Source organism: Flexivirga meconopsidis (assembly GCF_026162425.1).
In the GTDB taxonomy this organism is placed as follows: Bacteria; Actinomycetota; Actinomycetes; order Actinomycetales; family Dermatophilaceae; genus Flexivirga; species Flexivirga meconopsidis.
In genome coordinates, this window is sequence record NZ_JAOBQJ010000005.1 from 105,825 (window position 1) to 126,415 (window position 20,591).

Here is a 20,591-nt window from a genome sequence, read left to right on the forward strand (position 1 = left end):
GACGTGAGAGGTGCCATCATGGCCGACCCCCGAGCAGACTTCCGCAGCAACCTGACCGCGCAACTGGACGCCCAGCTGTCCGCCGCCGATGCGGCGCTCGGCTCGCAATATCCGGGCGCGGCGAGCGGCCGCCACCCGGTGCACACCGTCTATGTGCCCGCCGACCGGTGCACCGCGCAGGCGATCGGCCAGTGGGGTCCGACCGCGCTGGAGCTCCTTGCGTCATACGCTCCGAATGCGGGTGAACTCGCAAGCGCCACAGGGCAATCCGCCGACGACGTGGCGCAGGTCTACGACCGGCTCACCAGCAAGCTGAGCCGCGAACCGATCGAGGACCTGCGCGCCGACTTCGAGGACGGGTACGGCGTGCGGAGCGATGACGCCGAGGACGCGCACCTGCAGCAGGTGGTCGAGGCTTTCGCGTCGCTGCAGTCCGCCGGGACGCTCCCGGCATGGCGCGGGATCCGCTTCAAATCCTTCGAGGCACCCACCCGGGCGCGCGGACTGCGCACGCTCGTGGACTACCTGTATGCCGTGCGCGACGCGGGCCTGCTCGACGCCGACAGCGCGCCACACACCGTGCTCACCCTGCCGAAGGTCACCAGCGTCGACCAGGTCAGCGCGATGACCGCCGCGTGCGGCGCACTCGAACGAGAGTTGCGGCTGCCGGCCCGCAGCCTCACCTTCGAGATCCAGGTGGAGACCCCGCAGGCAATCCTCGGCTCCGACGGACTGGCGTCGGTTGCGCCGATGGTGCACGTCACCGAGGGTCGGGTGACCTCGCTGGTCTACGGCACCTACGACTACAGCGCCGGCCTCGGCATCGCGGCGCCCTACCAGGCGCTCGACCACCCCGCCGCCGATCATGCGAAAGCCGTCATGCAGGTCGCCGCCGCCCAGACCGGAGCGCGGGTGTGCGACGGCTCCACCAACGTCGTCGCGTTCGGCGACCGCGAGGCGGCCCACGCGACCTGGGCGCTGCACACGGCGCTGGTCGAGCGCTCGCTCGTGCGCGGGATCTATCAGGGCTGGGACATGCACCCGGGCCATCTGGTGTCGCGCTACCTGGCCAACTTCCTGTTCTTCCGAGCCGCGCTGCCCGGCGCGGCGGCACGGCTGGCGACCTACCTCGACCGCTCCGCGGGTGGCGACGTGATGGACGAGCCGGCCACGGCCCGGATGCTCGCGGCGGCGCTGTTGCGCGGCGTGCACTGCGGCGCCCTCGACAGCGCGGAAGTCGAAACCGCTTGCGGGGCAGGGGTTTCCACCCTCTCCGAGCTGTCGCAGTGAAGTGCGGCCGATCTGTCCGAAATGGTTGACCGAGTCCAAAGAGCGTGACACTCTTACGTCATTCGAAATTATGATTCCGCATCACGGAATTGGAGTCCAGAATGACGAACACCCTCCGCCCCTGGGTCGCGAACATCTCGATGCTGTTCGCCGACCTGCCGTTCCTCGCCCGGCCCGCCGCCGCTGCTGCGGCCGGTTTCACCGCCGTCGAGTGCTGGTGGCCGTGGCCGACCGCCACCCCGACCGAGCAGGATCGCTCCGACTTCGTCACCGCCATCGAGGACGCCCGGGTACAACTGACCGGGCTCAACTTCTTCGCCGGCGACATGCTCGCCGGCGAGCGGGGCATCGTCTGCCTGGCGGCGCGGCGTGGTGAGTGGGAAGCCAACCTCCCCGTCGTTGCCGCGCTCGGCGAGCGACTCGGCTGCCGGCAGTTCAACGCGCTCTACGGCAACCGGGCACCGGGCGAGGATCCGGCGACTGCCGATGCGTATGCCGTGGAGGCACTCGCCGCCGCCGGGGCCGCGGTCGCCGAGATCGGCGGCACCGTGCTCATCGAGCCGGTCAGCGGCAGCCCCACCTACCCGGTCAAGACGGCCGCCGACGCCGTCAGCGTGATCGACAGCGTCGCGGCCGAGACCGGCACCAGGAATCTCGGATTCCTTTGTGATCTCTACCATTTGGCGACGAATGGTGATGATCTCACCACGGTCGTCGAGCGGTATGGCGACCGGGTCGCGCACGTGCAGGTCGCCGACGCACCCGGACGGGGCGAACCCGGCACCGGCGTGCTGGACCTCGACGGCCCACTCGATGCACTCGCCGAGCGCGGCTATCGCGGCCGGGTCGCGTTGGAGTACAAGCCGATCGGTGACACCGCCCGCGGCCTCGATGCCTGGCTGCCCCGCGAGAACCGCGCCGGCACCGCCTCGCTGGTCGAGTAAACCCCAACCCGCTGGTCGAGTAGCGGCGAGGAACGAGCCGCGCCCACGCTGGTCGAGTAGCGGCGAGGAACGAGCCGCGCCCACGCTGGTCGAGTAGCGGCGAGGAACGAGCCGCGTATCGAGACCAGCACCCGAACAACCGTCTCCCACCGCACAACTCACCCGAAGGAGCCAGGAGTGAGCACGAACAACAGCACCATCGCATTCATCGGCCTCGGCATCATGGGCAACCCGATGTCGGTCAACCTGCAACGCGCCGGTTTCTCGGTGCGCGGCTACAACCCGCCGCCGGCCCGCACCCAGGCCCTGGTCGACGCCGGCGGCACTGCCGCCGAGAGCCTCGCCGACGCCGTCGAGGGCGCCGACATCGTCTGCGTGATGGTGCCGGACTCCCCAGACGTCCAGGACGTCCTGCTCGGTGACGACGGTGTGTTCGCCCACGCGGCACCCGGCACCCTGGTGATCGACTTCTCCACCATCCGGCCTGACATCACCGCGGACCTGGCGAAATCCGCAGAGGAGAAAGGATTCCGGTTGGTCGATGCACCAGTGTCCGGCGGCGAGACCGGCGCCAAGTCGGCCAAGTTGTCGATCATGGTCGGTGGCTCCGAGGCTGATTTTGCGCAGGCCCAGCCGGTGCTCAACGCGGTGGGCGCGACGATCGTGCACGTGGGTGGCAATGGCGCGGGCCAGACGGTGAAGGCGGCCAATCAGCTGATCGTCGCAGGCAACATCGAGCTGCTCGCGGAGGCGGTCGTCTTCCTCCAGGCGCACGGCGTCGACCTCGACGCGGCGCTCGACGTGCTCGGCGGCGGGCTGGCCGGCAGCGCGGTGCTCGACCAGAAGCGTGCCAACGTCACCTCCAACACCTTCGACCCGGGTTTCCGGATCGATCTGCACCACAAGGACATGGGCATCGTGACAGCCGCCGCCCGCGAGGCCGGTGTTGCGATCCCGCTCGGCGCCGTCGTCGCCCAGCTGGTGGGTTCGGCCCGCGCTTGTGGTGACGGCAGCCTGGACCACAGCGCCCTGCTGCGCGGTGTCCGACGCCTGTCCGGTCAGTCCGCGGACGGGCAGGAGGCATCGGCATGACCCGCATGCGGGCCGTCGACGCGGCCGTCCTGATCCTTGAAAAGGAAGGCGCCACGCAGCTTTTCGGCCTTCCCGGCGCGGCGATCAATCCGTTCTACAGCGCATTGCGCGCGCACGGTGGCCTGCACCACGTGCTGGCGCGCCATGTCGAGGCCGCCTCGCACATGGCCGAGGGTTACACCCGCGCCCGTGCCGGCAACATCGGCGTCTGCGTCGGCACCTCGGGCCCGGCCGGAACGGACATGATCACCGGCCTTTACTCCGCGCAGGCCGACTCGATCCCGATCCTGGCCATCACCGGACAGGCACCGGTCGACAAGCTGCACAAGGAGGACTTCCAGGCGGTCGACATCTCCGCCGTCGCCGGACCGGTCACCAAGTGGGCCAGCACGGTCATGGAGGCCGGACAGGTCCCCGGGACCTTCCAGCGAGCGTTCCAGGTGATGCGGTCCGGACGACCCGGACCGGTCCTGGTCGATCTGCCGATCGACGTGCAGCAAGCCGAGATCGATTTCGACATCGACACCTATGAGCCGCTGCCGGTCGACAAGCCGGCGATGACCCGGGCACAGGCGGCCCGGGTGCTCGACCTGCTCGCCCAGGCGGAGCGGCCGCTGATCGTGGCCGGTGGCGGCATCGTCAACGCCGACGCGTCTGCGGCACTCGTCGAATTCGCCGAGCTGACAGGGGTTCCCGTCATACCCACCCTCATGGGCTGGGGTTCGATGCCGGATAACCACCCGCTGATGGCCGGCATGGTCGGGCTGCAGACGTCGCATCGCTACGGCAACGCATCGCTCCTGGAGTCCGACTTCGTGCTCGGCATCGGCAACCGGTGGGCCAATCGGCACACCGGGTCGGTTGCGACCTACACCGCAGGCCGCACGTTCGTGCACATCGACATCGAACCCACCCAGATCGGAAGGGTTTTCGCGCCCGACTACGGAGTCGTGTCCGATGCCGGCGCCGCCCTGGAGCAGCTCGTCGCGGTCGCCCGCGAGCGTGGCACCCTCCCCGACCGCACCGCGTGGGCCGACGACTGCCGCGCGCGACGCAGCAGTCTGCAGCGCAAGACCAACTTCGACACGGTGCCGATCAAGCCGCAACGGGTCTACCAGGAGATGAACACCGCGTTCGGGCCGGACACCCGCTACGTGTCGACCATCGGACTGTCGCAGATCCAGGCCGCGCAGCTGCTGCACGTCTTCGAGCCGCGCCACTGGATCAACGCCGGCCAGGCGGGACCACTCGGCTGGACCGTGCCGGCTGCCCTCGGCGTCGCCGCAGCCGACCCGGAGGCCACCGTGGTCGCACTGTCCGGCGACTACGACTTCCAGTTCCTGATCGAGGAGTTGGCCGTCGGGGCACAGTTCCATCTGCCCTACATCCACGTCGTGGTCAACAACGCCTACCTCGGTCTGATCCGCCAGGCACAACGCGGCTTCGACATGGACTACTGCGTCCAACTGTCGTTCGACAACGTCAACTCGACCGAGGTCGGCGGCTACGGCGTCGACCACGTCAAGGTCGCCGAAGGCCTGGGCTGCAAGGCAATCCGGGTCACCGAACCGGACGACATCCTCCCCGCGCTGGAGCTGGCCAAGAAGCTGTTGGTCGAGTTCGAGGTGCCGGTCGTGGTGGAGGTGATCCTGGAACGGGTCACCAACGTGTCGATGGGCACCGAAATCGACAACGTCGTGGAGTTCGAGGAGCTGGCCGCCTCCGGCGCGGACGCCCCGACGGCCACGATCGCGATGCTCGACTGAGTTGGATGAGAATGCGGTCATGAAGATCGTCGTCGCGGTGGACAAGTTCAAGGGATCACTGTCCGCGGCCGACGTCGCACACCACCTTTCCATCGGTATGACGGGAGCCGCTCCTGGCACGGAGGTCGTCCAGCTACCGGTCGCGGACGGCGGCGACGGCACCGTCGACGCCGCACTCGCTGCCGGCTACCGGTCGTCTTCGGTGGACGTGGAGGGGCCCACCGGCGCACCGGTCTCGACATACATCGCGACGCTCTCCGACCGTGCGGTCGTGGAACTCGCGTCGACGTGTGGCCTGCAGTTGCTGCCCGACGGTGTGCCGGCACCGATGACGGCGTCGAGCCGGGGTGTCGGCCAAGCGATCCGTGCAGCGGTCGAGCAGGGTGCCCGGGACATCGTGATCGGGGTCGGTGGCTCGGCAAGCACCGACGGCGGCGCCGGTCTGCTGCAGGCTCTCGGCGCGCAGCTCACCGACGCGTCGGGCGCTGCGATCGGTCCGGGCGCGACAGCACTGGCCCGGCTGCGCCGCGCCGACCTGCAACCGGCCGCTGAATTGCTGATCGGCGTCGATCTGACGCTCGCCAGCGACGTCACCAACCCCCTCCTCGGCTCCGACGGGGCGGCCGCCGTCTACGGGCCGCAAAAGGGGGCGACCCACCAGCAGGTGCTCGAACTCGAAGCATTGCTCGGCGGATTCGTCGACGTACTCACCGAGACCGACACCGGTGCGAGCGCGCTGGCGATGAGTCCCGGTGCGGGCGCTGCCGGTGGCGCCGGGTTCGCGGCGCTGCTGCTCGGCGCCCGTTTCCGACCCGGCATCGACGTGGTGCTCGATCTCGTCGGCCTCGACGAGAAGCTTGCCGGGGCAGACCTTCTGGTGACCGGCGAGGGCTCGCTCGACGCGCAGAGTCTGCAGGGCAAGGCACCCGTCGGGGTCGCGGCGGCCGGCGCCCGACGAGGCGTGCCGGTCGTCGCGGTGGCCGGCCGGGTCACCCTCAGCGAGACCGAGTTGGCCGAAGTCGGCATCTCGCACGCCTACCCACTCAGCGACCTCGCGCCGGACCCGCAGACCTCGATCCGCGACGCCGCTCGGCTCCTGGAGACGGTCGGGGCGCGGATCGCCACTGACCTTGAGACTCTCGTCCGTCCCCAAACCAATGAGGTGCGATGACCCAGCACGCAGACCTGCTCGTCCACGCCGACCGCGCCGTCGTCGACGATCGAGAGCAGCCGGCGACCGTCGTGATCGACGCCGGACGCGTGGTCGCCGTCCTCACCGGACCCGACGCGTCCGCCGAAACCGGCTGGCAACCAACCGAAACCATCATCCTCCGGCCCGACCAGGTGTTGCTGCCCGGCATGGTCGACACCCACGTGCATGTCAACGAGCCAGGGCGCACCGACTGGGAGGGCTTCACCACCGCCACCCGAGCGGCCCTGGCCGGCGGCACCACCACGATCGTCGACATGCCGCTCAACAGCCTCCCGCCGACCACCACCGCCGCGGCACTGGCGACCAAACGCGACGCAGCTCGCCCGCAGGTCTGGGTCGACGTCGGGTTCTGGGGCGGCGCCATACCCGGCAACCTCAATGACCTGGAAACGCTCGACGCAGCAGGCGTTTTCGGCTTCAAGTGCTTCCTCGCCGACTCCGGCGTGCCGGAGTTCCCGCCGCTCGCAGCCGACGAGCTGGTGACCTACCTGCGCCGGTGCGCCGAGTTGGACGCCCTGCTCATCGTGCACGCCGAGGACGCCGCGACTCTCGCGGCGACCCCGCCGACGCACAGCAACCGCTACGCCGACTTCACCGCCTCCCGCCCCGACGCCGGCGAGGTCACCGCGATCGAGGCGGTGATCGCCGCGGCCGAGGAGACCGGCGGCCGGGCGCACATCCTGCACCTGTCCAGTGCCGCAGCGCTGCCCGCGATCCGGGCAGCAAAAGCGCGTGGCGTGCGGTTGACGGTCGAAACCTGTCCGCACTACCTCACCTTCACCGCCGAGACCATCCGCGACGGCTCGACCGCGCACAAGTGCTGCCCGCCGATCCGCAGTGACACCAACCGATCCCAGCTGTGGGAGGCGCTGGCGGACGGCACGATCGACTGCATCGTGAGCGACCACTCGCCCTGCACGGTCGATCTCAAGCAGGGTGACCTGGCGAGCGCATGGGGCGGGGTCGCCAGCGTGCAACTCGCGCTCTCGGCCGTCTGGACCGAGGCCCGCCGGCGGGGGCGCACCCTCGCCGAGGTGACCGGCTGGATGGCGAGCGCGCCCGCCGACCTGGTGGGTCTGCGGCGCAAGGGCCGCATCGCGGTCGGTGGCGACGCCGATCTGGTCGCCTACTCCCCCGACGCCGAGACCGTGGTCGACGCGGCGACGCTGCAGCACAAGAACAAGCTCACGGCATACCAGGACCTCACGCTCGCCGGCCGGGCTGACCGGATCTGGTTGCGCGGCAACGAGATCAGCCTCGACAGGTCACCGACCGGCACCCTCTTGCGACACGAAAGGACACCATGAGCGGTTACTACACACCACGCGGAGGGCTCCCCGCGCAGACCGACCTGACCACCGATCGCTCGGTCTTCACCGAGGCCTACGCGGTGCTGCCCGCCCGCACGATGACCGACATCGTCACCAGCAACCTGCCCTTCTGGGACGCCACCCGGCTCTGGGTGCTCGCCCGCCCGCTCACCGGCTTCAGCGAGACGTTCTCGCAGTACATCGTCGAGGTCTCCCCCGGCGGCGGCAGCGACAAGCCGGAGCTCAACCCCGCCGCAGAAGGCGTGCTCTTCGTGGTCGACGGCGCACTGCGGCTCGACCTCGCCGGCGAGCAGCACGAACTCCAGCCCGGCAGTTATGTTTTCGTCCCGCCGGGCACGCAGTGGGCGCTGCACAACACCAGCGACGCCACCGCCACCTTCCATTGGATCCGCAAGCGCTACGAGGCCGTCGAGGGCATCGACGCCCCGGAGGCGTTCGTCACCCACGAGTCCGACGTGGAGGCCGGCGCCATGCCGGACACCGACGGACGCTGGACGACACAGCGCTTCGTCGACCCCTCCGACGTGCGCCACGACATGCACGTCAACATCGTCAATTTCGAGCCGGGCGGGGTGATCCCGTTCCCGGAGACGCACGTGATGGAGCACGGCCTCTACGTGCTGGAGGGCAAGGCGGTCTACCTGCTCAACAAGGACTGGGTCGAGGTCGAGGCCGGCGACTTCATGTGGCTGCGCGCCTTCTGCCCGCAGGCCTGCTACGCCGGCGGGCCCGGCCGGTTCCGTTACCTGCTCTACAAGGACGTCAACCGGCACGCGGCGCTCAACCTGCCGTAAGCCCGCACTCGCCATACGCCCTCCGTTACCCATCGGTCAAGACCCCGCGCACGCGCACGCGCGAGGCCGGGTGGAGGATGGAGGCACCGACAACGAAGTCGCATGACGACGCTAGTGCCACATGAGAGGAGCCACTCATGGCGCGCGAGGACGCAGGACCGATCCTCAACGGAATCCCCAGCCAGCTGCCTGACATCGACCCCGAGGAGACCCAGGAATGGCTGGACTCGCTCGACGGCGTGATCGACGAGGGAGGGCAGGCACGGGCGCGCTATGTGATGCTCAAGCTGCTCGAACGCTCGCGGCAGCGGCAGATCGGGGTGCCGTCGCTGACGGCCACCGACTACATCAACACGATCAGCCCGGAGGCCGAGCCCTGGTTCCCCGGTGACGAAGAGGTCGAGCGCCGCTACCGCGCCTGGATCCGGTGGAATGCCGCGATCATGGTGCACCGCGCACAGCGCCCGGGTGTCGGCGTCGGCGGCCACATCTCCACCTACGCGTCCGCCGCGACCCTCTACGAGGTCGGCTTCAACCACTTCTTCCGCGGCAAGGACCATCCGGGCGGCGGCGACCAGGTCTTCATCCAGGGTCACGCCTCCCCCGGCATCTATTCCCGGGCGTTCCTCGAGGGCCGGTTGTCGGAGGACCAGCTCGACGGCTTCCGGCAGGAGCACTCGCACATCGTGCAGGGCCAGCGGATGGGGCTGCCGTCATACCCGCACCCGCGCAACATGCCCGACTTCTGGGAATTCCCAACGGTTTCCATGGGCATCGGCCCGATGAACGCGATCTACCAGGCGCAGTTCAACAAGTACCTCCAGGCACGCGGCTTCAAGGACACCAGCGCGCAGCACGTGTGGGCATTCCTCGGCGACGGCGAGATGGACGAGCCGGAGTCGCGCGGGCTGCTGCAACTGGCCGCCAACGAGGAGCTGGACAACCTCACCTTCGTGATCAACTGCAACCTGCAGCGACTCGACGGCCCGGTCCGCGGCAACGGCAAGATTATCCAGGAGCTGGAGAGCTTCTTCCGCGGCGCCGGCTGGAACGTCATCAAGGACATCTGGGGCCGCGGCTGGGACCCGCTGCTTGCGGCCGACCGCGACGGCGCCCTGGTCAACCTGATGAACTCCACCCCGGACGGGGACTACCAGACCTTCCGTGCCAACGACGGCGCCTACGTGCGCGAGCACTTCTTCGGACGCGACCCGCGCACCCGCGAGATGGTCAAGGACTGGTCCGACGAGGACATCTGGTGGAAGCTCAAGCGCGGCGGGCACGACTACCGCAAGGTGTATGCCGCTTACCGGGCCGCCACCGAACACCACGGTCAGCCGACGGTCATCCTGGCCAAGACCATCAAGGGCTACAGCCTCGGCACCCACTTCGCCGGCCGCAACGCCACGCACCAGATGAAGAAGCTGGCGCTGGACGACCTGAAGAACTTCCGCGACTCGCTGCAGATCCCGATCAGCGACAAGCAGCTGGAGGACAACCCCTACCTGCCGCCGTACTACCACCCGGGTGAGAGCGACCCGGCGATCCAGTATCTGCGTGAGCGCCGGGAGAAGCTCGGCGGCGGCGTGCCGAGCCGCCGGCACACCGCGAGCGCACTGAAGCTGCCGGACGACAAGGCGTATGCCGTGGCCAAGAAGGGCTCCGGCAAGCAGGAGGTCGCCACCACGATGGCCTTCGTGCGCATCCTGCGAGACCTGATGCGCGACAAGGAGTTCGGCAAGCACGTGGTGCCGATCATCCCCGACGAGGCGCGCACCTTCGGGATGGACTCGTTCTTCCCGACCTCCAAGATCTACAACCCGCACGGGCAGCACTACACCTCGGTCGACGCCGAGCTCATGCTCGCCTACAAGGAAGCCACCGACGGGCAGATCCTGCACCTCGGGATCAACGAGGCGGGCTCGGTCGCAGCGTTCACCGCGGCCGGCACGTCATACGCCACGCACGGTGTGCCGATGGTGCCGATCTACATCTTCTACTCGATGTTCGGCTTCCAGCGCACCGGTGACTTCATCTGGGCGGCCGCCGACCAGATGTCGCGCGGATTCCTGATCGGCGCCACCGCCGGCCGCACGACGCTGACCGGCGAGGGGCTGCAGCACGCCGACGGGCACTCGCACCTGCTCGCGGCGACCAATCCCGCTGTGGTTGCTTACGATCCGGCATACGGCTACGAGATCGCGCACATCATGCAGGACGGTCTGCGGCGGATGTTCGGGGACAACCCGGAGAACGTCATCTACTACCTGACCGCCTACAACGAGCCGATGCAGCAGCCCGCGGAGCCGGCCGCCGTCGACGTCGAGGGCATCCTGCGGGGCATGCACCGCATCGCGGAGGGCAGCACCGACGGCGTCGCCGACGATGCGCCGCGGGCGCAGCTACTCGCGTCGGGCGTCGGGGTGCCGTGGGCGCTCGAGGCGCAGCAGCTGCTCAAGGACGACTGGGGCGTGGTCGCCGACGTGTGGTCGGTGACGTCGTGGAACGAGCTGCGGCGCGACGGTGCGGAGGTCGACGAGCAGGCCTTCCTGCACCCGGAGGACGAGCAGAAGGTGCCGTTCGTCACCCAGAAGCTGCAGGACGCACCCGGGCCGGTGCTGGCGGTCTCGGACTGGATGACCGAGGTGCAGGAGCAGATCCGCCCGTGGGTGCCCGGCGACTACGTCGCGCTCGGCGCCGACGGTTTCGGCTTCAGCGACACTCGGGCGGCCGCCCGGCGCTACTTCCACATCGACGGCCCGTCGCTCGCGGTGCGCACCCTGCAGACGCTCGCCAAGCGCGGCGAGGTCGACCCGCAGGTGCCGCGCGACGCCGCAGCGAAGTACGAGTTGCTCAACGTGCAGGCCGGCACCTCCGGCAATACGGGAGGCGACGCGTAACCACGCCGGGCGCTGGGTCTCGATACGCCTCCCCCGCTGCGCTCCGCCGGCTACTCGACCAGCAAGAGGTGGTCGAGTAGCCGCGCGCGCAACGGTGGTCGAGTAGCGGCGAGCCCCCAGGGGCGAGCCGCGTATCGAGACCCCCGTCTCAGACGAAGACCTCGGACCGGGCGAGCGTGCCCAGGTCGACGTGGTCGGTGATCAGCGCGTCGACGCCGGCGTGCAGGAAGGTCGTCATCTCGGCGAGCACGTTGCCGAAGTCTGCGCCGGACTCGCTCGACCGCAAATCCGTTGGCAGGAAGGCATTCTCGGCGCGGAAGGTCCACACGTGGACGCGCAGGCCAGCGTCGTGAGCCGCCCGCACCAGACCGGTCGGCCCGCGGAGGCTGCCGTTCGCGCGGCGTGGGATCACCTGGTCCTTGGCCGGTCCCACACCGGTCGCCCACTCACGCACACGTTGCAGGCCGGGCGGCTGCAACAGCTCGTCGTAACAGCGGCCCGGTAGGTCGACCGGGCCGCCGTCCGCCTCGGTCAGCAGAATGCTCGGCGCCTGCAGGCCGAGTTCCTGCCGCAGCCGCATGAGGCTGGTCGGCTCGAAGGCCTGCACGAAGACCGGCGCGCTCGGCCGGTCCAGTCCGGCGCTGCGCAGCCCGGTCACGAGCGGTCGCTCCAGGTCCAGCCCGATCGAACGATGCCAGGTGGTGTGCTTCAGCTCCGGGCTCAGCCCGATCACCCGGCCGAGTTCCCGCGAGAGTCGCGCGCGCAGTCGCAGCAACTCCTCGAAGGTGGCGATCCGCAGCCGTCCCTCGTAGATGGTGTTCGACTGCCGCAGGGTCGCAAAGCGCTCGCGAGCCCAGAGTGACTTCAGCTCGGCAACCGTGAAATCGCAGACGAACCAACCGGTTTGGGTCTCACCGTCGATCTCTCGCGTCGTGCGGCGATCGGCGAACTCCGGGTGGTCTGCCACGTCGGTCGAGCGCGACAGCTCCGCGTCGTGCCGGCATACCAACACGTGGTCGCGAGTCGCCACCAGATCCGGCTCGAGGGAGTCGGCGCCCATCCGCGCCGCGAGTTCGTATGACGCGAGCGTGTGCTCGGGCCGGTATCCGCTGGCACCGCGGTGACCGACCACGAGCGGCTCCGCGCCCAGCCGGTAGGCAGCGCGCCGGGGATCGAGGGTCGCAGTCGGCTGGTCGGTGATCGCCATCGCTCGTTGCCGCTCCCGTCGGGCTCGAGATCGCCGGACACTACGCGCTCCAGTCGACCTGCTGTGAGAGACGTCGGCGCGGCATACGGGCACCATGTCGCTGACGGTTGGATGAACAGCCGGAACCGCGCCTGACGGCCGCGCGCCCAACGCCACTTTTCCAATATCACTACAACACTGATCATTTGATCAGTAGGATCGGATCATGGTCGGCATAGCGGACGGGTACAACCCGGCGGTCGGGGCGGGGAACGGGACCTGGATCCGGGCCGTGCAGCCGGTCGAGCCCGACGTGATCAGCCACGCCGTGCTGTCGCGCACCTGCGTCGCCGAGCTCGTCGACCGGGTCGGGCCCGGGCCCATCGGCTGGGCGGTCGAGGTGGCGGGCGGCATGGCGCAGAGCATCCTCGCGGTGATCCCCGAGCTCGGCGTCGACGGGTTCGTCCAGGAGATGCGCAAGGGGTGCGAGGTGGTCGCGGTCCAGACCGTGGCCGCCCTGGCCAGGGAGAAGTTCGACCTCGACGCCGTCCTCTCCCCCGAGGTCTTCGCGGGGCCGGCCGAGGCGGTCATCCGCGGCGTCGGCATCGAGCACATCCTGCGCAGCATCCAGGTCGCCCACACCTACGCCCACCACCAGTTCGTCGAGGCCGCTTCGGACAGCCTGCCTCCCGAGGAGAGATTCGCCGCGCTGCGCCTGATCTCCGAGCGGCTCTTCGCCATCACCGACCTGCTCTCGTCCCGGATGGCGGCGGAGTTCAGCCGGGTGCAGGCGGCCTGGCTGACGACCTCGGCGGCGGTGCGCATGGAGTTGGTCGACGAGATCCTGAGCGGCGCCGAGGTCTCGTCGGAGCGGGCAACGAGGGTGCTCGAGTACGACCTGACCCGACGCCATACCGCGCTCGTCGTCTGGGTCGCGGACGCGGCCCAGGCCGGCCCGGGCGTGCTTGAGTTGACGGCGACGCAGGTGCTGCGCGCGTCCGGACACTCCGCCGCCCTGGTCCTGCCGATCGGTCAGCGCCGCGTGTGGGCATGGGGTTCGACCGTCCGCGGCAATGCCCCCGCTCCGAGCATCGGCTCCTACGAGCCCACCGCGGGCGTTCAGGTCGCCGCGGGCCTGCCCGGCGCGGGGGTGTCCGGCTTCCGGGCCAGCCACGGGCAGGCCCTTGAAGCGGCCCGGGTCGGCATGGCGTCCAAGCAGCCCCGCCGGGTGTGGGACTACGGCGATGTCGACATGCTGACGATGCTGACCCACCGCGACGACGTCGCGCGCCAGTTCGTACGCCGGGAGCTCGGCGACCTCGCCGCACCGGGCGAAGCGACCGGCGTCCTCCGGGCGACGCTGAAGTGCTATCTGGACAACGAACGCAGCCTCAACGCCGCAGCCGGGGCGCTGCACGTGGCGCGCAACACCGTCGCCTACCGGGTCGGGCGGGCCGAGGCCCTGCGCGGACGTGCGGTGGGCGACCGGCGCATGCAACTGCAGGCCGCACTCGCGCTCGTCGAAGAGTTCGGCGACGAGTTCGCCGTCAGCCATCCGGAGCCCTGAGCCCGGGCGGCCACCACGCGCAGCGACCGGGTGATTGCACCAGACCCCAATGCACGGCGCACAACCTTGGACCCGAGGCCAAGCCTTCCGGCCTGCCTCGGGGTTGCAATGGATTCGGTGGGGATTCCACCGCGCCGGGCGGACGCCGGGCGCGCGACACCGAAGGAGCACAAGATGAGTCAGCAGTCGCTCGAGCAGCGATTCCAGGGCCTACCCGCCACGGTCCGGCAGAAGGTCGACGCCGTCATCGACGACGCGAAGGTCGCGCTCAAGGTGCGAGTCGGCGAGCTGCTCGCCGACAAGGACGAAGTGGCCGAGCACGCCGTCACCACGGCCGGCCGCGTCGGCGCCAAGAGCGGCGAGGTGTCCGAGTTGACCGCGATCATGCCGCTGAAGCCCGGCGGCGCGGAGCGCCTGCGCAAGTTCTTCAAGCTGGTCGACGGCAATCTCGCCGGGGCCGGCGATGTCGGCACCCTGCACAACATGCGCTTCGTGTTCCTCGACGGCGACACCAAGCTGCTGTTCGCGACGGCATACGACGGCGAGTGGGACCCCTACATCGACGACTTCGCCACCAAGATCCCCGAGATGATGGACCACCTCTTCGGCAACGTCGAGGGCTGGCCGGGCATCCACTCGCCGGAGGTGAAGGACTTCATCGTCCAGTATCAGCTGCCCGCCGAGGCATGGTTCGTCGCTCACCCCAACCTCACGGTCGCCGGCGCCACCCGTCTCAAGCGACTCGACCGCACGGTGCAGAGCTTCCTGACCGAGCTCAACTGAAGTTCGCGCCCGTGGATCTGTTCCGCCGCCTGACCCGACGACCGACGCTCGAGCTGGACGACATCCAGGCCGCCGTCCTGCGTTCGCGGCCAGAGCCCTACTACGGCACGCACGCGATCCTGGAGATCACCGATGCGGCATTGGGCCGCGAGTTGCTACGGCGGCTCTCGCCCCGGATCACCTCCGCGGCCCGATGGGACGAGCCGGTGCCAGCGTGGACCATGCTGGCGATCAGCTATCCCGGCCTGGTGGCTCTCGGCGTCCCCGAGAGCAGCCTGGCGTCGTTCCCCGCCAACTTCCGCGCAGGGATGGCCGCTCGCGCAGAGCGGCTGCGCGACACCGGCCCCAATGCCCCGGAGCACTGGGAGTTCCCGTTCGGCACCGGCCGCGCCCACCTCGCGATCAGCGTGTATGCCGACAGCGAGCAGGCGTGGCAGGCGGCGGTCGAGGGCTACGCGCGCGAACTGGACCAGGTGCCGGGCGTTCGGCTGCTGTCGCATCAGGACTTCGGCGCGACCGGCTTCAACGTCTTCGGCTACCGCGACGGCTTCGCGCAGCCGGCCGTCGAAGGCAGTGGCGCCGAGACGATGCCCGGCGACGGTCGGCCCATCCGGCCGGGCGAGTTCGTGCTGGGCTACCCCAGCGAGACCGGCCAACCGCTCCCGATGCCCAGTCCCGACGTACTCGGCCGCAACGGCACCTTCGTGGTCTTCCGCAAGTACCACTCCCACGTTGCGGCGTTCAATCGTTTCCTGCACGACCACGCCGGCACCCCGCAGGAGCGAGATCTGCTCGGCGCCAAGCTGGTGGGCCGATGGCGCAGCGGCGCCCCGCTCGCCCTGTCCCCCGACCGGGACGACCCCGCGATCGGCGACGACCCGACCCGGTTGAACGACTTCACCTACAGTGGGGACCCGCGCGGACTGCGCACTCCGCTCGGAGCGCACACCCGGCGGATGAACCCCCGGGACGCCAAGCTCGCGATCCTCACCGACACGCGCATCCGGCGGATCATCCGCCGCGGCACGTCCTACGGCGACCCCGTCGCCGAGGACGTGACCCGCGACGACGGCAAGAGCCGCGGCCTGGACTTCATCGCGATCAGCGCGCGAGCGGTCGACACGGTCGAGTTCCTGCAGAGCGAGTGGGTGAACTCCGGCAACTTCGTCGGTCTCGACAAGGAGAAGGACCCGCTCATCTCCCGACAGGACGACGGCGCGCGCTTCACCGTGCCCGGCACCCCACCTCGCCGCGTGCAGGGCATCCAGAGCTTCAACACCCTGCTCGGCGGCGAGTACTTCTTCATGCCGAGCCTTTCGGCCATCGCCTGGCTGAGCCGAGAGCCATCGACTTGACCAGACAGCGATACACACGTCGATCAGCACAGTTCGCGAACAATTGAAGGACACGTTCATGACATCGACCATCGAGAAAAACTCCGGCAAGGGCACGAGCGACGGCGTCGTTTCCGAGCTTGCGGCGTTCTTCGGCGTCAAGCCGGGTCACGAAGAGCAACTGCGGGCCGCGTTGGACCGCTTCGTCGAGGTGCTGCGCACCTCCGACCCCGCCGAGACCATCCGGACCGGGCTGCGCGACTCCCGCCACGTCATCTTCGACGAAGGCCGCCAATTGTTGTGGGCCACGACCTTCGAGACCGAATGGGACCCCTACCTGGAAGACGCACTGCTGGTCGTCGGCGCCCCGCACTTCTTTGACTGGATGCAGCACACCACCGAGGCCGACGTCATCGTCCAGTGGCTGGAGGAGTCCGGCGGCATCGACGCACTGGACAAGGACCACCCGGACTTCGAGACGAATGCCCGCAGAGCCAGCGCCGGCCTGAAAAAGATCATCCAGTCCAGGCAGACTCCGGCCGCGGTCTACTTCAACCCTCTGGGCGCGGTGACGATGACCCAGATCATCAAGGGGCAACTGTTGGACCAGGCGTTCCAGCAGGTGCTCGACAACCCCGCGGCCGAGGAGGCACTCTCGCACCCCGCGCTGAAGCCCCTACTCGACCTGGCCTCTTCCTGATCCAGTCCACGTGCAGGCGGGGGCGGGCACCCCACCCCTCCCGTAGACCCGCTGTGCACGACACCCGTGTTGGAGGTTGCCCGACACCATGAGTACGGACCACGGCAGTGTCCCGAATCTTGCCGACGTTCAAGCGGCGGTACTCCAGCCGCGCCCAACGCCGTATGCCGGCACCTATCTGGCGTTGCGCATCGACGACCGCAGGCAGGCGCGAGCGCTCGTGCAGCGGATGCTCCCGATGCTCGACTCCGTCGCTTCCTTCGACGCCGAGCGTCAGGTCTCGCTCGCCATCGGGTTCAGCTTCGAAGGCCTGCGCGCGATCGGCGTGCCGGAGGACTCGCTGGCGACCTTCTCCCCCGAGTTCCAGCAGGGCATGGCCGCTCGCGCGGCGGAGCTCGGCGATCTCGGCGACAGCTCACCAGCGAACTGGGAGGGTCCCCTGGGATCCAAAGACCTCCACCTCATGCTGGTCGGCTTGGCTCCCGATACCCCCCGATTGGAGGCGATCCTGCTCTTGGCTCGCGACGCCTTGCGAGATCTGCCCGGGGTGGCGACCATCTGGCAGCAGGAGGTCTTTGCTGCGCCCAATGAGCGGGAGCCGTTCGGCTTCAAGGACGGCATCGGCCAGCCGGCGATCGAGGGCGCCGCCATACCCTGCACCAACTCCCGCGAAGAGCCGTTGAAGGCGGGCGAGTTCCTGCTGGGATTCGAAGACGAGACCGGCAGCATCGCGCCGGTGCCGCAGCCCGACATACTGGGCCGAGGCGGCACCTATGCCGCCTTCCGCAAGCTGCACACCCGAGTCGCCGATTTCCGTCAGTACCTGCGCGACCGTGCCGCCGACCGAGCCGACGAGGAGCTGCTGGCGGCCAAGGTCGTCGGCCGATGGCCCAGTGGCGCCCCACTTGCTTTGTCGCCCGACCGGGACGACCCGGAGCTCGGGGCCGACCCGCACCGGAACAACGACTTCCAGTACGGCGACGACCCGCGCGGCCTGAAGTGTCCGCTCGGCTCGCACGCCCGGCGAATGAACCCTCGCGACGCGATCATCACCGGCGAGGTGCGGCTGCATCGGATGATCCGGCGCGGCACCAACTACGGCCCACCGCTGCCCCAGGGTGTCTACGAGGATGACGGCGCCGACCGCGGCATCGTCTTCGCCTTCATCGGCGCTCATCTGGCCCGGCAATTCGAGTTCGTCCAGGCGCAGTGGGTCAACGATGGCAAGTTCATCGGCGTCCCCGCCGAGAAAGACCCGCTCGTGGGCGCGAATGACGACGGACAGTTCACCGTTCCACGCACCCCGATCCGCCGCCGCTTCCAAGGACTGCCACCGTTCGTCGTCAACCGCGGCGGGGAGTACTGCTTCCTTCCGAGCCTGAGCGCTCTGCGCTGGATCGCGGACCTCGACACCTGACCCAACAACCCATTCACCCGCCTAAGGAGCCCACCATGGCTGACCACTTCTCCGGACCACGGATTCTCATCGACCCAGCCTCCGACGTGGCGGACGTCTACACCTTCCCCAGCCCGGACCGCCCCGGTCGTCTCGTCCTGGCGCTCGATGTGTTCCCTGCGGCCGCCCCGGCGGCGCGCTTCTCGGACGCGCTCGTCTACCGCTTCCGAGTACGACCCGTCGCACGGGACGGGCAGGGCTTCTCCGTCGGTGACCAGGAATACACCCTCGACGTCACCTTCGACGCTCCGGGCGCGAGCGCGGGCAGCGAGCCGTCGGCGCAGACCGGCACGTGCACGCTGCCCGGCGGGGAGCAGCTCCGGTTCCCGGTCGACGAGGCGACCGAGACCGGCGGGGTGCGGATCTTCGCCGGCCCCCGCCTCGACCCGTTCTTCATCGACCTCAAGGGCGTCCTCGCGACCGACGCCATCGAGCAGCTCGCCTTCCAGCCCGAGGGCGCGTCCAATGCCCTGCAGGGCGCGAACGTCCTGGCCATCGTCATCGAGATCGACCCCGCAGCAGTCTTCGGACCCGATGCCGGTCCGCTGCTCGGGGTGGTCGGCGAGACGGTGATCGCGGGTGGCCGACCAACACGGCTGGAGCGCATGGGGCGTCCGGAGATCAAGAACGTCATCCTCGCGAGCAAGAAGTTCGACCAGGTCAACCGCGACCTGGAGATCCGGGACCTCTACAACGAGGAGGACGCCTTCGCCGTCCGACCGGACTACGAGGGCGCCTACCGCGCCCGCTTCGACGCCAACCTGGCTTTCTTCGACCGCCTTGCCGGCGACATCGTCTGGCCGCCGGGCGAGGACGGCACGCACCCCCTGACCGACCTGCTCTTCGCCGACTTTCTCGTCGTCGACACCTCCAAGCCGTTCTCCGAGAGCAGCAGCTTCGAGATCGAGCGCGCCGCACTCGCTGGCCGGGAACACACGACCTGCGGTGGCCGAGCGCCCAACGACGACATCGTGGACACCCTCTACACGCTCCTGGTCAACGGCGTCGACGGTGAGCGGATCAGCGACGGAGTCGACCAGGCGACGAGGCCCGCGACCCACACCTTCCCCTACCTGGTCGCCCCCAACCCGACGCCCCCGGACGCGATGACGGTCCTGACCTCCCTGTTGCCGCCGCCCGCTGAAGAGCCGGCGCCGTGACCGCGACGGTCATGGACCGAGGCGACGTGCGGACCACGGACGGCACGCTCGCTCTAGCCAACCTCACGGCGCAGGTCGACATGCTGGTGGGGCAGGCACTCCCGGCAGGGTCACCGGACTCGGCCGCCCACCGGATCCTCGAGCAGCAGGCCACTCTCGTCGATCTGCTGACCCTGCGGGGGCACCTGCTCGGCTGCGTCGCCGACTACGAGCGGGCCTTCCAGGTCGCCGACCGGATGGTCGCCACCGCGCCGCACAGCGCCATCGCCCTGTCGGCAAGAGCCAGGACCAGGGCGACCCTGCACCGGTTCGCCGACGCCTGGTCCGACCTCGACGCTGCGCACCGAGCCGAACCGTCCGTCGACGGCCTCGATGCGGACCGATCAGCGATCCTGCAGGCGGTCGGCTGCTACGAGGAAGCTGAACTCCTGCTGCAGAACGCCGCTTCGCAGCAGTCGGACTTCGCCAGCCTCAGCGCGCAAGCCGTCCTGTATGCCGAGCGCGGCAGCATCGCCGAAGCCGTGCAGGCCTTCGCCGCTGCCCACGACGCGCACCGTGGTGTCTCGCCCTTCCCCCTGGCTCAGCTGGACTTCCGGCGTGGGGTGATGTGGATGCGGGAGGGAGACCTCACGGCTGCACACGAGGCATTCGACGCGGCGCGGCGCCGAGTCCCGGCCTACGCGCCCGCCACCGGTCACCTCGCGGAGATCGAGCTGCTCCGCGGTAATGCCGCTGCAGCCGCCGGCTACCTGCGCCCGGTGGCGGAGACGAGCGACGACCCGGAGTACGCCGCGCACCTTGTCCTCGCCCTGCGGGGCCTCGGGCAGCACGACCGGGCCCGGGTTTGGCGCGATCGGGCGAAGCGCCGGTACGACGAGCTCGTGCGGCTCCACCCGGAGGCTTACGCCGACCACGCCGGGGACTTCTGGCTGGGACCAGGTGGCGATCCCGGCCGGGCGCTGCGCCTCGCCCAGTGGACGCTGGTCATGCGCCAGACGCCCCGCGCCCGCGCCGTGGTCGAGCGCGCCCGCGCTGCCGTCGGCGCGTCGTCGCCCGACGTGCGCTGAGGCGGCGC

At 69.4% G+C, this 20,591-nt stretch carries 16 protein-coding genes; 15 read left to right on the forward strand and 1 reads right to left on the reverse strand.

The genetic code is table 11. The features are described 5' to 3' along the window. Positions 1 to 18: 18 nt before the first annotated feature. From N2M23_RS16980 to aceE, 8 genes are all read left to right on the forward strand, one after another. Complete coding sequence (locus N2M23_RS16980; protein ID WP_265447126.1) at positions 19 to 1,290, forward strand: DUF6986 family protein; 1,272 nt, start codon at positions 19 to 21, stop codon at positions 1,288 to 1,290. A gap of 101 nt (positions 1,291 to 1,391) precedes the next feature. After that, positions 1,392 to 2,234: a hydroxypyruvate isomerase family protein gene (locus tag N2M23_RS16985; RefSeq protein ID WP_265447127.1), complete on the forward strand. Its 843-nt coding sequence runs from the start codon at positions 1,392 to 1,394 to the stop codon at positions 2,232 to 2,234. Between the two features lie 117 nt (positions 2,235 to 2,351). Continuing rightward, a complete protein-coding gene (locus N2M23_RS16990) occupies positions 2,352 to 3,326 on the forward strand; it encodes a 2-hydroxy-3-oxopropionate reductase (RefSeq protein ID WP_265447772.1) in 975 nt (324 codons plus the stop codon). Continuing rightward, on the forward strand, positions 3,323 to 5,092 hold the full coding sequence (gene gcl / locus N2M23_RS16995; protein WP_265447128.1) for a glyoxylate carboligase: 1,770 nt from the start codon (positions 3,323 to 3,325) through the stop codon (positions 5,090 to 5,092). The genes N2M23_RS16990 and gcl overlap by 4 nt, the downstream gene beginning before the upstream one ends. A gap of 19 nt (positions 5,093 to 5,111) precedes the next feature. Beyond that, entirely contained in the window at positions 5,112 to 6,263 is a 1,152-nt protein-coding gene (locus N2M23_RS17000) for a glycerate kinase (RefSeq protein ID WP_265447129.1), read from the forward strand. Beyond that, entirely contained in the window at positions 6,260 to 7,612 is a 1,353-nt protein-coding gene (gene allB / locus N2M23_RS17005) for an allantoinase AllB (RefSeq protein WP_265447130.1), read from the forward strand. Before N2M23_RS17000 ends, allB begins: the two co-directional genes overlap by 4 nt. Continuing rightward, the gene (locus tag N2M23_RS17010) at positions 7,609 to 8,430 is read left to right on the forward strand and encodes a bifunctional allantoicase/(S)-ureidoglycine aminohydrolase (protein ID WP_265447131.1); all 822 of its coding nucleotides are present in this window, start codon (positions 7,609 to 7,611) and stop codon (positions 8,428 to 8,430) included. The genes allB and N2M23_RS17010 overlap by 4 nt, the downstream gene beginning before the upstream one ends. A gap of 137 nt (positions 8,431 to 8,567) precedes the next feature. Then, positions 8,568 to 11,330 carry a pyruvate dehydrogenase (acetyl-transferring), homodimeric type gene (gene aceE / locus N2M23_RS17015; protein ID WP_265447132.1) on the forward strand — a complete coding sequence of 921 codons (2,763 nt, stop codon included), beginning with the start codon at positions 8,568 to 8,570 and terminating at the stop codon, positions 11,328 to 11,330. Between the two features lie 148 nt (positions 11,331 to 11,478). On the opposite strand, the gene N2M23_RS17020 is transcribed toward aceE, so the two are convergent. After that, complete coding sequence (locus tag N2M23_RS17020; protein ID WP_265447133.1) at positions 11,479 to 12,537, reverse strand: glycerophosphodiester phosphodiesterase family protein; 1,059 nt, start codon at positions 12,535 to 12,537, stop codon at positions 11,479 to 11,481. A gap of 205 nt (positions 12,538 to 12,742) precedes the next feature. Here N2M23_RS17020 and N2M23_RS17025 point away from each other — a divergent pair, with 205 nt between their 5' ends. From N2M23_RS17025 to N2M23_RS17055, 7 genes are all read left to right on the forward strand, one after another. Then, positions 12,743 to 14,083: a PucR family transcriptional regulator gene (locus N2M23_RS17025; protein ID WP_265447135.1), complete on the forward strand. Its 1,341-nt coding sequence runs from the start codon at positions 12,743 to 12,745 to the stop codon at positions 14,081 to 14,083. A 174-nt stretch (positions 14,084 to 14,257) separates the two neighbouring features. Beyond that, positions 14,258 to 14,866, forward strand: coding sequence for a hypothetical protein (locus N2M23_RS17030; protein WP_265447136.1), 609 nt, complete (start codon positions 14,258 to 14,260; stop codon positions 14,864 to 14,866). Positions 14,867 to 14,877: 11 nt separating this feature from the next. Then, positions 14,878 to 16,221 carry a Dyp-type peroxidase gene (locus tag N2M23_RS17035; protein WP_265447138.1) on the forward strand — a complete coding sequence of 448 codons (1,344 nt, stop codon included), beginning with the start codon at positions 14,878 to 14,880 and terminating at the stop codon, positions 16,219 to 16,221. Positions 16,222 to 16,279: 58 nt separating this feature from the next. Beyond that, complete coding sequence (locus tag N2M23_RS17040; protein WP_171156949.1) at positions 16,280 to 16,900, forward strand: hypothetical protein; 621 nt, start codon at positions 16,280 to 16,282, stop codon at positions 16,898 to 16,900. A gap of 88 nt (positions 16,901 to 16,988) precedes the next feature. Beyond that, entirely contained in the window at positions 16,989 to 18,317 is a 1,329-nt protein-coding gene (locus N2M23_RS17045) for a Dyp-type peroxidase (RefSeq protein WP_265447140.1), read from the forward strand. A 35-nt stretch (positions 18,318 to 18,352) separates the two neighbouring features. After that, on the forward strand, positions 18,353 to 19,516 hold the full coding sequence (locus N2M23_RS17050; RefSeq protein WP_265447141.1) for a DUF4331 family protein: 1,164 nt from the start codon (positions 18,353 to 18,355) through the stop codon (positions 19,514 to 19,516). After that, the gene (locus N2M23_RS17055; RefSeq protein WP_265447142.1) at positions 19,513 to 20,583 is read left to right on the forward strand and encodes a tetratricopeptide repeat protein; all 1,071 of its coding nucleotides are present in this window, start codon (positions 19,513 to 19,515) and stop codon (positions 20,581 to 20,583) included. The genes N2M23_RS17050 and N2M23_RS17055 overlap by 4 nt, the downstream gene beginning before the upstream one ends. The last annotated feature ends 8 nt before the right edge of the window (positions 20,584 to 20,591 follow it).

What these genes read in the sequence shown, in the direction of transcription:
- gcl (WP_265447128.1), top strand. Translation starts at nt 3,323, where the DNA reads ATGACCCGCATGCGGGCCGTCGACGCGGCCGTCCTGATCCTTGAAAAG.
- N2M23_RS17050 (WP_265447141.1), top strand. Translation starts at nt 18,353, where the DNA reads ATGGCTGACCACTTCTCCGGACCACGGATTCTCATCGACCCAGCCTCC.
- N2M23_RS17020 (WP_265447133.1), bottom strand. Translation starts at nt 12,537, where the DNA reads ATGGCGATCACCGACCAGCCGACTGCGACCCTCGATCCCCGGCGCGCT.
- N2M23_RS16980 (WP_265447126.1), top strand. Translation starts at nt 19, where the DNA reads ATGGCCGACCCCCGAGCAGACTTCCGCAGCAACCTGACCGCGCAACTG.
- N2M23_RS17000 (WP_265447129.1), top strand. Translation starts at nt 5,112, where the DNA reads ATGAAGATCGTCGTCGCGGTGGACAAGTTCAAGGGATCACTGTCCGCG.
- aceE (WP_265447132.1), top strand. Translation starts at nt 8,568, where the DNA reads ATGGCGCGCGAGGACGCAGGACCGATCCTCAACGGAATCCCCAGCCAG.
- N2M23_RS17030 (WP_265447136.1), top strand. Translation starts at nt 14,258, where the DNA reads ATGAGTCAGCAGTCGCTCGAGCAGCGATTCCAGGGCCTACCCGCCACG.
- N2M23_RS17040 (WP_171156949.1), top strand. Translation starts at nt 16,280, where the DNA reads ATGACATCGACCATCGAGAAAAACTCCGGCAAGGGCACGAGCGACGGC.
- N2M23_RS17010 (WP_265447131.1), top strand. Translation starts at nt 7,609, where the DNA reads ATGAGCGGTTACTACACACCACGCGGAGGGCTCCCCGCGCAGACCGAC.
- N2M23_RS17045 (WP_265447140.1), top strand. Translation starts at nt 16,989, where the DNA reads ATGAGTACGGACCACGGCAGTGTCCCGAATCTTGCCGACGTTCAAGCG.
- N2M23_RS17025 (WP_265447135.1), top strand. Translation starts at nt 12,743, where the DNA reads ATGGTCGGCATAGCGGACGGGTACAACCCGGCGGTCGGGGCGGGGAAC.
- N2M23_RS16985 (WP_265447127.1), top strand. Translation starts at nt 1,392, where the DNA reads ATGACGAACACCCTCCGCCCCTGGGTCGCGAACATCTCGATGCTGTTC.
- allB (WP_265447130.1), top strand. Translation starts at nt 6,260, where the DNA reads ATGACCCAGCACGCAGACCTGCTCGTCCACGCCGACCGCGCCGTCGTC.